Genomic DNA, 12,338 nt, shown 5'->3' on the forward strand with positions numbered 1-12,338 from the left:
CTGGTCTGAATTCATCTCACTCACTGATCGTTAAGAGAGAACACCCCATGGATCTGGTATCCCTCCAGAATGTACTTGATAATTCATCCTTCGCGATTCTGTTCCTGACCATGCTCACCTACTGGGTGGGCGTTGCCTTTCCCAAACTGCCCTATCTGGGGATGGTGGGAACCACGGGGATGGCGATCGCAAATCTTTGCATTGCCGGCCTACTGGGGGCCCGTTGGCTCGAAGCCGGCTATTTCCCCATCAGCAATCTGTACGAATCATTATTTTTCCTAGCCTGGGGCATCACCGGCGTGCATCTCATCGCCGAGACCCTGAGCCGCAGTCGTCTTGTGGGAGCCGTGACGGCCCCCGTGGCCATGGGTATCACCGCCTTCGCCACCTTAACCCTGCCCCAAACCATGCAGGTCTCAGAACCCCTGGTTCCTGCCCTCAAATCCAACTGGCTGATGATGCACGTTAGCGTCATGATGCTCAGCTATGCCACGCTAATGGTTGGGTCCTTGATGGCGATCGCCTTCCTCGTGGTCACCCGAGGCCAAGAGATCGAATTACACGGCAGTTCCGTGGGAACCGGGAGTTTCCGGGACATGAAACGGCCCGAAAATCAGCCCCAGCCCAACCCCCAACCCAGTTTTAACGCCTTCAACAGCCAGCAGGGGGGGGTAGCCACCCTAGAACGTCCGCAAACCCTGACCTTATCCCCGCAACGGCTCAACCTAGCTGATACCCTCGATAACGTCAGCTATCGCATCATCGGCTTAGGCTTCCCCCTATTGACCATTGGCATTATCGCCGGAGCGGTTTGGGCCAACGAAGCCTGGGGAACCTACTGGAGTTGGGACCCCAAAGAAACCTGGGCCGCCATCACTTGGCTCGTCTTTGCCGCCTATCTCCATGCCCGCATTACCCGAGGTTGGCAGGGTCGTCGTCCGGCCGTCTTAGCTGCCGGTGGCTTTGTGGTAGTTTGGGTTTGCTATCTGGGGGTCAATCTCCTGGGTAAAGGCCTCCATTCCTACGGCTGGTTCTTCTAAACAAGGCTCATGGTCATCTCCAAGGTTCTGCATTTCGGACGAGACGCCTGTGGTAACTTGCCCATCGCTGAGCGGCGAGAATGGCTGGTGAGCAATGGTATCGGGGGCTATGGCTCCGGAACCGTCGCTGGACTTCTCACTCGCCATTATCACGGCTTACTGGTGGCGGCCCTGGAGCCGCCTCTGGGACGGACGCTGATGCTGGTGAAACTCGATGAGACGGCTCAGTATGGGGGTCAGAGCTTCGAGTTGGGATGTAACCGTTGGGGCGATGGCAGTATTTCCCCTACGGGCTATGTCTATTTGGAAGCCTTTGAGTTAGAAGGGACGATTCCCGTTTGGCATTATGCCCTGGCGGATGCTCGCCTCTCGAAGCGCGTCTGGATGGAACAGGGGCAAAACACCACCTATATTCGCTATTCCCTGAGTCGGGGAACGGCTCCCATACAGCTATCCCTGAGGGCCTTTCTCAACTACCGCGACCATCATGGCGGGAGTGTGATGGGCAATTGGCAGGTGTGGCCCACGGAGGAGGGCATCGATATGGTGGCCTTTGGTGGGGCGGTTCCTCTGCGGCTACGGGGTCCGGGACAGTGGACGCCTAACAACGAATGGTATCGTCACTTTGACCTGCAACTAGAACGATATCGAGGTACGGGGTGCAGTGAAAATCATTTCCAGGGGGTAACTCTGGAGATGACCCTGGAACCGGGGCAATCTCTGACCGTTGTGGCGAGTACTCAGAGCAATTGTGAGCAGGATGGGGAGGCGGCGTTGCAGCGACAGCGACGCTATGAGTCCCAGTTGTGCAATCGCGCCCGGGGTAGCCTCGGTGACGATGAGCGGTTACAGCAGTTGGCCCTGGCCGCTGACCAGTTTATCTGCGATCGCCCCCTCAGCGATGGAACTCTAGGCCAGACCATCATGGCTGGCTATCCCTGGTTTGGAGATTGGGGACGAGATACGGCCATTAGTTTGCCAGGATTAACCTTAGCCACAGGTCGCCCGGAGATTGCCCGGACTATTTTACGCACCTTTGCCCGCTATTTTGACCAGGGCATGATGCCCAACCTATTCCCCGATAGCGGCATGGAACCGGACTACAACACGGTAGACGCCATGCTGTGGTATTTCCAGGGCGTACAGGCGTATTTTGAGGGGACTGGGGACATCGATTTGATTGAGGAGCTATATCCGGCTTTGCAAGAGGTGATGGATTGGCATCTGCGGGGAACCCGGTACAACATCGGAGTGGATGAGGATGGTCTTCTCTATGCCGGGGAAGCGGGGGTGCAGCTGACGTGGATGGATGCCAAAATTGATGACTGGGTGGTGACCCCGCGTCAGGGTAAAGCCGTTGAGATTAATGCCCTGTGGTATAACGCCTTGGGGGTGATGGTGCGTTTGGCTAAAGCCTTGGGCAAGGATGAGAGGGAGTATCAACAGCTCGCCCAACGGACGCGCCAGGGATTTGCCCGTTTTTGGTATGAGGCGGGGGGCTATTGTTATGACGTTTTGGACAGTCCCCAGGGAGATGACGCTAGTTTACGCCCCAATCAGATTTTTGCCTTGTCTTTGCCGGAGTCGTTACCCCAGTCCTTGTTGACGAAAGGCCGGGGCCGTTCCCTGTTAGCGGTGGTGGGCCGGGAGTTGCTGACCTCCTATGGCTTGCGATCGCTCTCGCCGCAAGATCCTCAGTATTGTGGCGAGTATGGGGGCGATCGCTGGCAGCGGGATGGAGCCTATCATCAGGGAACGGTTTGGAGTTGGCTGTTGGGCCCGTTTGCCCTGGCCCATTACAAAATCCATGGGGACAAGGCCCTGGCCCGTAGTTTCCTAGACCCCCTATTTGACCATCTCCAGGATGGCGCGGTGGGCAGTATTAGCGAAATTTTTGATGGCAACCCTCCCCATACCCCTCGCGGCTGTTTTGCCCAAGCCTGGAGTGTGGCAGAACTGTTGCGGGTGATGGGTCAGTTGCGGGATTAACGGGTGGGGATTGTTCCTAGATTTCCCTCGATTGCCCCTCTAGAAGCAGGGGGATGGGGTTGGTTTCATTGGCCGCGAGAGGCGAAGTTAAAATCCGCCGCCCGACTGATACGAATGCCCCGATTAGCCACATAGGCAACTTCGGGATAATACTCTACGAGTTTGTCCGAGGGGGCCCGGGCCACGGCGTTAGCAATGCGAATCTGAGTTGGGTCCATCTGTAAGGCCATAATCAGACATTGGGAATTTCCAGCGGCCCCGGCGTGAGCGATTCCTCGCAGCCGGCCCCACACGAGAATATCCCCCGAGGCAATCACCGCCCCGCCGGGATTGACATCCCCCACCAACACCACCGTTCCCGGATGGCGGATTTCGGTGCCCGATCGCACGGTATTGGTGAGATAGAGGGGTTCAGCGAGGGCCTCGGGGGCGGTGTCAGGGGAGTTGTGCAGACTTTCCTCTCGGGAGGGTTGGTCGACGGAATAGCCAGCGGTAGCCGCCGCGACGGCGGTTTGACGGCGATAGGTGGAGACCCGTTTCAGTTTGAGTTGGGCCTCTTGCAGGGCTTCGTCGAGTTCCTGAAGTTGGCGACTGTCGAGGAGGCGATCGTCGGCTTGCAGGATTACTGGGGTTTGGGGTTGCCAGAAGCGATCGCCCGCATTCAGGCGATGTTTGAGTTGTTGCCAGAGTTCTTGCCAGGTGAGTTCCCCGGCGGTTTCAGATTGCGGGGGTAGGAGGAGGAGAACTTGCCCCGCCTCACTTTTGAGGCGAACCTGCTGATGGAGGTTTAACCCAGCCGCTGGAGGGGGGTTTTCAGAAGAGTCCGTCTCCTCCTGCACCTCTGACAGGGTGATGTCATCGCTGGAGTTGGGTTCGAGAATGAAGTCAGTGGGAAGGGAGGGGTCAGAAGCCATGAAAACGCAAGTGAATAACAGAGTTGGGGCAACTGGGACAGAGGTGGGACTTAGATTGAGCCGCTTTCTATCCTAGCGCGTCTGTTTCCCTGGGTTGCCAGGAGTGAGATGGTTCGGCTGGGTTGGAGTGAGTCCAATGAGGGAAACTGTCACAAAAACTAGGACATGAGTTATCCTGGTTGGGGATGAAGATGTTTGTCAAAAAAAGCGGTTTGCGTTGGAGAGGGTCATCACGATGTCGAACAGTTATAGCTATGATTTGCGGCAGAAGGTCATCAATGCCATTGAATTGGATGGGATGAAGAAGTCTGAAGCGAGTCAAGTGTTTGGGATTAGCCGTAACACGATTCACTTATGGCTCAAACGAAAAGCGGAGACGGGAGATTTCCGTCCCCGAGAGTATCGCCCTCCTGGCCATAGTCATAAAATTAAGGATGTTGATAGGTTTCGGGCTTTTGTTCTTGAACATTCGGATAAAACCCAAGAGGAGATGGCTGAGTTATGGCCCGACGACATCAGTGCGAGAACGATTTCCAGATGGCTTAAGAAACTAGGATTTGTCCGTCGAAAACATCTGTGGGTTCTGAAAAAACGATGAAATAGGACGAAGAGAGTTGACCTGGGGAAACAGTCGGAAACTGTTAGCTAAGGAGACTGAGGTTAATGAGCCGGAATGGCTTGAGGTTGTCCTAGTTGGGGTGTCGTTTGAAATCCCCTGTCTCAATCTCCCTCCCTAGTTAATTAAGGCTGACTTGGGGGGTCAGAACCATCACCCGTTGACTGTCCACCACCATGGTCCAAAATCCTTGCTCACTGAGTCGTTGTAACAGGGCGTTGGCCTCAGCTTCATCGCGACTGTAGCCCACCAACAAATAGGGGCGTTGTCCATAGGAGACTAAGCCAACGCTGCGATTGGTGGCCCGTTGTAATTCACGAGCAACGTCGGGTTGATTGAAGTAATCGACGAGAATGGCATAGCCGGCCTCTAGGGGCTGGGGATTGAAACCCCGGTTACGTCCTGGTGGGGAGGCGATCGCCACCTCGGGCATGGCTTGAGGTTGTCTCTGGGGTTGGGTTTGAGGGGCGCTCGATAGAGGACGATCGCCCTCCTCGACCGGGATATAGACGGGCAAGTCATCAGGATTGGTGTCGGGGGCGGGGACATCAAAACTGTCATCGGGAAGATTGGCGGGGGGTAAATCCCCCAAACCGATTTCTACACCCCGTTCCTGGCCATTCTCATCGCTGCGGCGGGAGCGGCGGCCCCGCTCTTGTTGACTGTCCCGTTGACTGTCCCGAGATTGCCTCTGAGATTGCTGCTGTGAGGATTGCGTCTGCTCTTGGGAACGGCTCGGAGAACGTCCCCCAGCCGGCCGCGCTTCAATGACTTGGACTTGAGGCAGGTTAAGGGAACTCGATGACCTGGGGGCGGGGCTGGAGGAGGCTGGGGGGGCACTGTTCCCCGTCGCGGTGTTCGTGCCTGTGTTACTCGGGGGACGGGTGACAAAGGCGTTGAGACCAGATGCTTCGGTAATCTGTCGCGCTAGGGCGGAGGCATCTTCTTGGCCCTCAAAGCCATGAATCCGTAACACCACTTCATCGAGGTAGGTGCAGGCCTGAGCGTTCACCTGACTGGGGAGGCGATCGCCAATGGCTTGCAGATCCTGATTGTTCTCAGGCAGCACTAACACGAGAAATTCCCCAGCCCGAGGGGGGGCACAGGCGGGCAATTGGGCGATCGCCTTTGGCACTCGCCCAACCACTCCTGGCACACTGAGGGCGATCGCAACAGACATGACCGAGAGGAGGGGCTGAGGAAAACGCATGGGCTGTTGACCGAAATGGGGTTGACAAATATTAAGGTGCTATGCTAGCACATCCCCCAAGGAAGCCTAGGCTTGAGCCATGGAGGCTAAGGGATCGGGGATACTCTCAGAGGGGGCCTCAAACTGACCCGTTAGCACATATTCTAACCGCAGTTTCAGCCAGGTAATGAACTGGCGATCGGTCGAAATAATCGCCACTGAGGGTTGTGGACATTTTGCCTTAGCCTCAGCTAAGTCGGGAGCCTCCAGAAAGGCGGGCTGTTTCACGAGCCAGAAATCAATTTCTTTTTCTCGTTCCTGGTAATTGCGCACCCGTTCTTGAAGCACCTCATCGAGAGGTTCTTCTTCCAAGAGGAATTTCTGGCTGGCGGCGACGTAGTAGTAAGTTGTCATGGTCAGTCGAAAGGAGTCTTTAGAGACGATAGTACGGCAGTTGCAGTATCAAATCATACCGCCGTGAAACACTTTAGGGAAATCAAGTGTTACAGTTCGCGACGAAGGGCCTGTTTCATCTCCCGCACCGCGCGTTCAATGCCAACTAAGGCCGCTCGGGCAATAATCGTATGGCCGATATTGAGTTCTTCCATACCCTCAATGCAAGCCACGGGATAGACATTGAGATAGGTTAAGCCATGGCCAGCATTCACCCGCAAACCCGACTCACGGGCGATCGCACAACCATCTCGCAACACCTCAAGTTGTTGATGTCGCTCAATGTCTGTGGTGGCTTCGGCATAACGCCCGGTATGCAGTTCAATAAACTGAGCCTGAGTGGCGGCCGACGCTTGAATTTGCTTGGCTTCCGCGTCAATGAATAAGCTAACGGGAATCCCCGCCTCCTGAAGCCGTCCGACGACATCCGTGAGGCGATCGCAACTTCCATCGACATCCAATCCCCCCTCCGTTGTCACCTCCTCTCGTTTCTCGGGAACCAGGGTGACATAATCGGGCTTGAGATCCAGGGCGATGTTCACCATCTCCTTGGTAGCGGCCATCTCCAAATTCAAATGGGTGCTGACGGTTTGTCGCAACAAATAGACATCGCGATCCTGAATATGGCGGCGATCTTCTCGCAGGTGAGCAGTAATGCCATCGGCCCCCCCTAACTCCGCCAAAACAGCCGCCGCCACGGGGTCCGGTTCCGTGGTACGCCGGGCCTGTCGAATGGTGGCAATATGGTCGATATTCACGCCAAGGGTAATCAATCTCGGTTCTCTCCTGGTGGTATGATGACGTTCCATATTCTAGGTCGTTCTTTCCCTTTTCTTCTATGATCCCAACGGTCTTAGGTCTTGACGGGGGGGGTAGTCAAACCCGCTGCCGACTCGTTAACGCCCAAGGAGCAGTCTTAGGACAAGGGGAAGCCCCCGCCTCCAATTATCATGCCGTCGGTGGTGAGGCGGCCTATCATGCCATTCTCTGCGCCATCGCCGCTGCCACTGCGAACCAGGAGGTGATCATCCGCGCCATTACCCTAGGCCTGGCTGGAGTGGGTCGGCCTCGGGATCGGCAAGTCGTCCATGACTGGGTACAACTGCTGCAACAAGACAGCCGTCTCCCCCTCGCCTGGAACTTACATCCGCAAGGGGTGCGCATCTGTCCCGACTGCGAGATTGCCCTGGTGGGGGGATTAGGTCGAGAAGTGGGCCTGGCGACCATTGCCGGAACTGGGGCGATCGCCTATGGCCGTAGCCCTCAGGGAGCGGTGGCCCGGGCCAGTGGTTGGGGCCATCTCCTGGGAGATGAAGGGAGCGCCTATGATATCGGTCGTCAGGGATTAAAGGCGGTGGTTCGGGCCGCTGATGGGCGATCGCCCCAAACCCAACTTACGGCAGCCCTCTGTGACCACCTGGGCTTAGATCAGATTGAAGACTTAGTTGAGCGTGTCTATCAGCCCGGCTGGAGGGCTAAGGATGTGGCCAGGTTAGCCCCGGTGGTAGATCGGGTGGCCTGCTTAGGGGATGGGGTAGCCAATCAAATTCTCGATGAGGCGGCGGCGGAGTTGGCCCTAGCTAGTCGGGCGGTGTACCAGCAGTTGTTTCCTGATAACACCCCAGTTGAATTAGTCACCCTGGGGGGAACTTGGAAAAGTCAAGGGAAACTCAGACAACGGTTTGAGGCACAACTGGCCCGCCATTGTCCCGAGATTCAGGTGGTTCAGCCCCGTGATGATGCTGTTTCGGGGGCAATCTTGTTAGCTCGTCGGGCTGTTGGCTGGTAATTGGCAGACTTTCCCGCCAAGCTTTGCTACCATGACGGAGGGGATTGGGCCCTCGCCCCGAGATAGCTCGGGATTTCACGATTCTGGCCCTCTGACTCCCTCTCGTAAAACTTTCATTGGTAGGCACGAAGGCGTGGAGCATTCCAACGACTTCAATTTAACTCTATTGCGCCAAGTCCTAGACCAATCTGGGACGGCGATCGCCCTATTCAACCGAGATCTCAAGTCCATCCTCTGGACTCAACCTTGGCAAGATCTCTTTGACCTTAATCCTGAGGGGGGCCAACCCTATGCTGAGTTGGTTCCCCATGCACCCCCATCTTGGCTTGCTGCCTATCGCCGCTGTCTCGATGGGTTGCCCAGCGTCTGTCCTCCCTATCGTCTTAAGTTACAGAATGGCGATCGCCGCTGGCTCAAAGAAAAACTCTCTCCTTGGTACAACGAACAGGGAGAAATTAGCGGCGTGATTGTGGAAACGCAACCGCTCGATCTCACTGAGGCGATCGCCCAAAGCTGGCAAACGGTTTTCGACAATAGCCCCGATCTCCATTGCCTCATCGACCAAGAGGGCCTCTTACAACGGGTGAACCCTGCCTGGCACAAGCATCTCGGCTATGCCGTCGAAGATCTCTGCCAACGCCAATCTCTAGAGTACCTTCACCCCGACGATCTCAACTCCACCCGGACAGCGTTCCACGATCTCACCCCGAACGCTCATGTCTGCTTTGAGAATCGCTATCGTCACCAGGATGGCTCTTATCGCTGGTGTCAATGGACGCTCGTGGTACTCGGTGATGGTCAACAGTTTTACGCCATCGGGCGAGTGTTAGCCCGTACCTCCACCTCTCCGGCCTATGCTAAGGGAGATAACCCGGAGGTAGAACAACTCTCACAAACTCTGTCCAATACCCTCGATGAACTCCGACAAACTCAACTGCAACTGGTGCAAACGGAAAAGATGTCCAGTTTGGGGCAGTTAGTCGCCGGGATTGCCCATGAAATTAATAATCCCGTTAACTTCATCTACGGCAACTTAGTTCATGCCAAGGAATACACGGAGGATATTCTCGGATTACTGGATCTATATCAACAGCATTACAGCGAACCCGCTCCTGAAATTAGCGAAGAGGCTGACTCCATCGATCTTGAATTTTTGCTGGACGACTTACCCCAGTTACTCAGTTCGATGATGGTGGGTGCGAACCGGGTTAAGGAAATTGTCAGTTCGTTGCGGAACTTCTCCCGCTTGGATGAGGTGGAGATGAAACGCTCAGATCTCCATGAAGGACTCGATAGTACCCTGGTAATTCTGCAAAATCGCATCAAAGCCAAACCCAGCCGCCCCGAGATTGTCATCGATAAGGTCTACGACGACTTACCGAAAGTGGAATGTTTCACGGGGCAAATGAACCAGGTCTTTATGAACATTGTCAGTAATGCCATTGATGCCCTAGATGAGCGAGATAACCATCGCAGTTATCAAGAGGTAGAAGCCCAACCCAGCCGTCTCACCCTTACTACAATCTGCAATGCTGATGATACGGTTACAATTCGCATTGCTGATAATGCCTCTGGAGTTCCCGAGTCGGTTCGTCAACAAATCTTTAAACCGTTCTTTACGACAAAACCGGTTGGCAAGGGAACGGGACTTGGGCTATCGATTAGTTATCAGATTGTCGTGGAGAAACATAAAGGGACTCTCGATTGTCGCTCCATGTTAGGAGAAGGAACGGAGTTTATTATCACGATTCCTATCTCCCACAGTGATTCCGATTAAACCAATCTAGGCGCTAGCCGTGAAGTTTTTGGCTAACCTCAGCCAAGGCTTTTCCTAACTCCCGAATAGCGGCATCTTGATCAGGGTCGGTCAAGTTTCCTTGCTCATCAAAGGCTTGATAGGCCCCGGATATAGCCTTTTGCTGAGGAATTACTGTCACGCCAATGTTTTGCAAGATATCCCGTACATGAACGAGGCCCCGTAAGCCTCCCATTCCTCCAGGAGAAGTGGCCATTAAGGCGGCAACTTTGCCTCGGAAACAGGTTAAGGATAAGGGGGGTTCTCCCTCTTCGGGACGGGAGGCCCAGTCAATGGCATTTTTTAGGAGTGGGGTGATGGAACTGTTATATTCTGGAGAAGCAATGAGAAGCCCTTGATGGGATTTGAGGAGTTTCTTGAAGGCCAGGACGGATTCAGGAAATCCCTCTTTGGCTTCTAAGTCTTGGTTATAGAGGGGCATGGGATAGTCCCCTAAGTCAATCACAGTGACATCGGCCCCGGCGGCTTCGGCACCTTGGGCAGCAATTTTGACGAGGGCTTTGTGAAAGGAACCAGCCCGAGAACTTCCGGCAAATGCGAGAATTTTGGTCATGGGGGGAGAAGGGAATAGGGAATAGGGAAAAGAAGGCAGTAGGGAAAAGAAGGCAGTAGGCAGTAGGCAATAGGCAAGAGAAGGGAACAGGGAACAGGGAACAGAAATAACACCGGGGCGTACCGTAAGTGGCGGGACCTAGGCGATAGGAAAGTTTAAGAAGAATCTAACATTTTTGGTCAGATTGAGTCAAGTTTTGGGGGTGTTTTTGATGCTACCCTTGTTATTGTTCGAGTCGTCCTAAGATACGTTGAATCGTGGAGGCATCGGGGGCGTCGGGGCGTAGGGATAGGTAACGTTCTAGGTCTTGGCTGGCGGCGATCGCCTGCCCGGATTGGTAATAAATTAAGCCGCGATCGCGCAATTCTAAAACGGCATTGGGGGCTAACAACAAAATACGTTCAATGGCGGCTAAGGCTTTACTGATTTCTTGCTGGGCAATATAAATGGCTTTGAGATTGGTTAACATCCGCACTAGGATTTTGTCGGAACTCACCGGTTCTAAGAACTCGGGCTGGAGGGAAATTGGTCTGCCATAAATTTGGGTCAGCCGTCGCTCACAATCTTCAGGGAACAGGACTTCACCGCCATTAAACGCATCAACAAAAATTCCCGCATCTTTAAACTCAGGACGAATGATGAAATGTCCAGGCATTCCCACCCCAACCATGGGGAACTCTAATCGCTTGGCCAGTTCTAAATAGACGACAGACAAGGTAATCGGAATCCCCACTCGACGCTCTAATACTTCATTGAGAAAACTATTTTTGGGGTCATAGTAATTCTCTTGGTTGCCCTGAAACTTAAGGGTTTCAAACAGATAACTATTTAGAGTGTTAATGACTCGCAGGGGATATCGTTCTTGGGGCAACTGTTGGGCGACATCCTCGGCGTAGCAGTCTAAACGCTGTAAATAGGCATCAATATCGAGGTCGGGATACTCTTCTAGGGCAATGCAGAGGGCAGCTTTGCCTAAGTCAATGGGCGTTTTCTTGATTTCATGATAAAAGGGTTGGCGAGACTGGGGAAAATCCATAATCTTATGATTTTTGGGGCGGTTAACGCGTATCCAGGATCTGGGACGGACGGTTTCAGTCCTGTTGCTTGAGGAACGCCAGTAAGGCCTGAGTGAACGCGGCGGGTTCAACTAAAAAGGCCCAATGGTTGCCGGGAACCTCACAGACCTCTAGATGTTCAAGATAGCGATAATAGGGCTTGAGTTGCCATTGACTGCGATTGAGTCCGGCTTCGGGTTTAATGAAAAGGGTGGGAACGCTGAGGGGTTCTGTTAAGCCATCGACGACCATCACATCATCAAAAATGCCATCTCGTGCGGCTTTGGTAAATTTACTGCCCCAGGTTCCGTCGGCTTTCTGTTCCAGACTCTCTTCAAAGGCTTGTCGTTGAGGGTCACTCCAGCCTCGATATTGTTTGAGGGTTTTGGCAGCTTCGATCGCCGCGTCGTGGGAAGCAAAGGGGCCCATGGCTTTGAGGAAGGGTAAGACGCGGTACAGCAGGGGGAAGGTAAACCGAGACCATTTGGGGAGTTTGCCGATGAAAAAGGGATCGACGAGAATGGCACTGCGGAATTGCCCGGGAAACTCGCGGGCCCAGATAGGAACAACTTTACCCGTCCAGGAATGACCGAGAATATGGGCCGATTCATAGCCGAGATGGGCCAGGAGGGCCTGTAAATCGCTGATGATCTGGTCGCAATGATAGCCTTGAGGGGGTTTGCTGCTGTTGCCGTGACCGCGTAAATCCGGGGCGATCGCCCGAAACCCCTCGGCGGCTAAGGCGTCTGCTACGGGTTGCCAGACTCCCGCATGATCGGCGAGGCCATGCAATAGCAAGATCGGTTCGCCGGTTTGTTCTCCCCAGTCCAAATAGGATAGGTGCAGGGAGTCCGGGCCTGGAAGGGATAAGGTGTGACGAGTAACCATAGGCAGAAGACACCAAGCAGCAGTGATAGGATGAAA

General features: G+C 54.3%; 12 protein-coding genes. 5 read left to right on the forward strand and 7 right to left on the reverse strand.

What is annotated here, in order from left to right; all coding sequences use genetic code 11:
* The first annotated feature begins 47 nt into the window (after window positions 1-47).
* Window positions 48-1,040 carry a c-type cytochrome biogenesis protein CcsB gene (gene ccsB, locus L855_RS19910; protein ID WP_159790674.1) on the forward strand — a complete coding sequence of 331 codons (993 nt, stop codon included), beginning with the start codon at window positions 48-50 and terminating at the stop codon, window positions 1,038-1,040.
* Window positions 1,041-1,049: 9 nt separating this feature from the next.
* On the forward strand, window positions 1,050-3,029 hold the full coding sequence (locus L855_RS19915) for an amylo-alpha-1,6-glucosidase (RefSeq protein WP_159790675.1): 1,980 nt from the start codon (window positions 1,050-1,052) through the stop codon (window positions 3,027-3,029).
* 65 nt (window positions 3,030-3,094) lie between these two features.
* Here L855_RS19915 and minC read toward each other — a convergent pair whose 3' ends face one another.
* Window positions 3,095-3,943 carry a septum site-determining protein MinC gene (gene minC, locus L855_RS19920; protein WP_159790676.1) on the reverse strand — a complete coding sequence of 283 codons (849 nt, stop codon included), beginning with the start codon at window positions 3,941-3,943 and terminating at the stop codon, window positions 3,095-3,097.
* 235 nt (window positions 3,944-4,178) lie between these two features.
* Here minC and L855_RS19925 point away from each other — a divergent pair, with 235 nt between their 5' ends.
* Window positions 4,179-4,541 (forward strand): helix-turn-helix domain-containing protein, encoded by a 363-nt coding sequence (locus tag L855_RS19925; protein ID WP_159790677.1) that lies wholly within the window; start codon window positions 4,179-4,181, stop codon window positions 4,539-4,541.
* Between the two features lie 139 nt (window positions 4,542-4,680).
* On the opposite strand, the gene L855_RS19930 is transcribed toward L855_RS19925, so the two are convergent.
* From L855_RS19930 to L855_RS19940, 3 genes are all read right to left on the reverse strand, one after another.
* Window positions 4,681-5,769, reverse strand: a complete 1,089-nt coding sequence (locus L855_RS19930; protein WP_159790678.1) for a hypothetical protein — start codon at window positions 5,767-5,769, stop codon at window positions 4,681-4,683.
* Between the two features lie 66 nt (window positions 5,770-5,835).
* Window positions 5,836-6,162, reverse strand: a complete 327-nt coding sequence (locus tag L855_RS19935) for an MgPME-cyclase complex family protein (RefSeq protein ID WP_159790679.1) — start codon at window positions 6,160-6,162, stop codon at window positions 5,836-5,838.
* 89 nt (window positions 6,163-6,251) lie between these two features.
* Window positions 6,252-7,010 carry a pyridoxine 5'-phosphate synthase gene (locus L855_RS19940; RefSeq protein ID WP_425500588.1) on the reverse strand — a complete coding sequence of 253 codons (759 nt, stop codon included), beginning with the start codon at window positions 7,008-7,010 and terminating at the stop codon, window positions 6,252-6,254.
* 29 nt (window positions 7,011-7,039) lie between these two features.
* Here L855_RS19940 and L855_RS19945 point away from each other — a divergent pair, with 29 nt between their 5' ends.
* Both L855_RS19945 and L855_RS19950 read left to right on the forward strand, forming a co-directional pair.
* Window positions 7,040-7,990, forward strand: a complete 951-nt coding sequence (locus L855_RS19945) for an N-acetylglucosamine kinase (protein WP_159790681.1) — start codon at window positions 7,040-7,042, stop codon at window positions 7,988-7,990.
* Window positions 7,991-8,123: 133 nt separating this feature from the next.
* Window positions 8,124-9,767: a PAS domain-containing sensor histidine kinase gene (locus tag L855_RS19950; protein WP_159790682.1), complete on the forward strand. Its 1,644-nt coding sequence runs from the start codon at window positions 8,124-8,126 to the stop codon at window positions 9,765-9,767.
* Between the two features lie 13 nt (window positions 9,768-9,780).
* Here the strand turns inward: L855_RS19950 and L855_RS19955 are convergent, their stop codons facing one another.
* From L855_RS19955 to L855_RS19965, 3 genes are all read right to left on the reverse strand, one after another.
* The gene (locus tag L855_RS19955; RefSeq protein ID WP_159790683.1) at window positions 9,781-10,359 is read right to left on the reverse strand and encodes an NADPH-dependent FMN reductase; all 579 of its coding nucleotides are present in this window, start codon (window positions 10,357-10,359) and stop codon (window positions 9,781-9,783) included.
* 223 nt (window positions 10,360-10,582) lie between these two features.
* Complete coding sequence (locus L855_RS19960) at window positions 10,583-11,395, reverse strand: SirB1 family protein (protein ID WP_159790684.1); 813 nt, start codon at window positions 11,393-11,395, stop codon at window positions 10,583-10,585.
* A 55-nt stretch (window positions 11,396-11,450) separates the two neighbouring features.
* Window positions 11,451-12,302 (reverse strand): alpha/beta fold hydrolase, encoded by an 852-nt coding sequence (locus L855_RS19965; protein ID WP_159790685.1) that lies wholly within the window; start codon window positions 12,300-12,302, stop codon window positions 11,451-11,453.
* Window positions 12,303-12,338: the final 36 nt, after the last annotated feature.

This window comes from Sodalinema gerasimenkoae IPPAS B-353, from assembly GCF_009846485.1.
Taxonomy (GTDB): domain Bacteria; phylum Cyanobacteriota; class Cyanobacteriia; order Cyanobacteriales; family Geitlerinemataceae; genus Sodalinema; species Sodalinema gerasimenkoae.

Coding starts and splice junctions, on each gene's coding strand:
- L855_RS19935 (WP_159790679.1), bottom strand. CDS start 6,162: ATGACAACTTACTACTACGTCGCCGCCAGCCAGAAATTCCTCTTGGAA.
- L855_RS19915 (WP_159790675.1), top strand. CDS start 1,050: ATGGTCATCTCCAAGGTTCTGCATTTCGGACGAGACGCCTGTGGTAAC.
- minC (WP_159790676.1), bottom strand. CDS start 3,943: ATGGCTTCTGACCCCTCCCTTCCCACTGACTTCATTCTCGAACCCAAC.
- L855_RS19955 (WP_159790683.1), bottom strand. CDS start 10,359: ATGACCAAAATTCTCGCATTTGCCGGAAGTTCTCGGGCTGGTTCCTTT.
- L855_RS19960 (WP_159790684.1), bottom strand. CDS start 11,395: ATGGATTTTCCCCAGTCTCGCCAACCCTTTTATCATGAAATCAAGAAA.
- L855_RS19965 (WP_159790685.1), bottom strand. CDS start 12,302: ATGGTTACTCGTCACACCTTATCCCTTCCAGGCCCGGACTCCCTGCAC.
- L855_RS19925 (WP_159790677.1), top strand. CDS start 4,179: ATGTCGAACAGTTATAGCTATGATTTGCGGCAGAAGGTCATCAATGCC.
- L855_RS19945 (WP_159790681.1), top strand. CDS start 7,040: ATGATCCCAACGGTCTTAGGTCTTGACGGGGGGGGTAGTCAAACCCGC.
- ccsB (WP_159790674.1), top strand. CDS start 48: ATGGATCTGGTATCCCTCCAGAATGTACTTGATAATTCATCCTTCGCG.
- L855_RS19930 (WP_159790678.1), bottom strand. CDS start 5,769: ATGCGTTTTCCTCAGCCCCTCCTCTCGGTCATGTCTGTTGCGATCGCC.
- L855_RS19940 (WP_425500588.1), bottom strand. CDS start 7,010: ATGGAACGTCATCATACCACCAGGAGAGAACCGAGATTGATTACCCTT.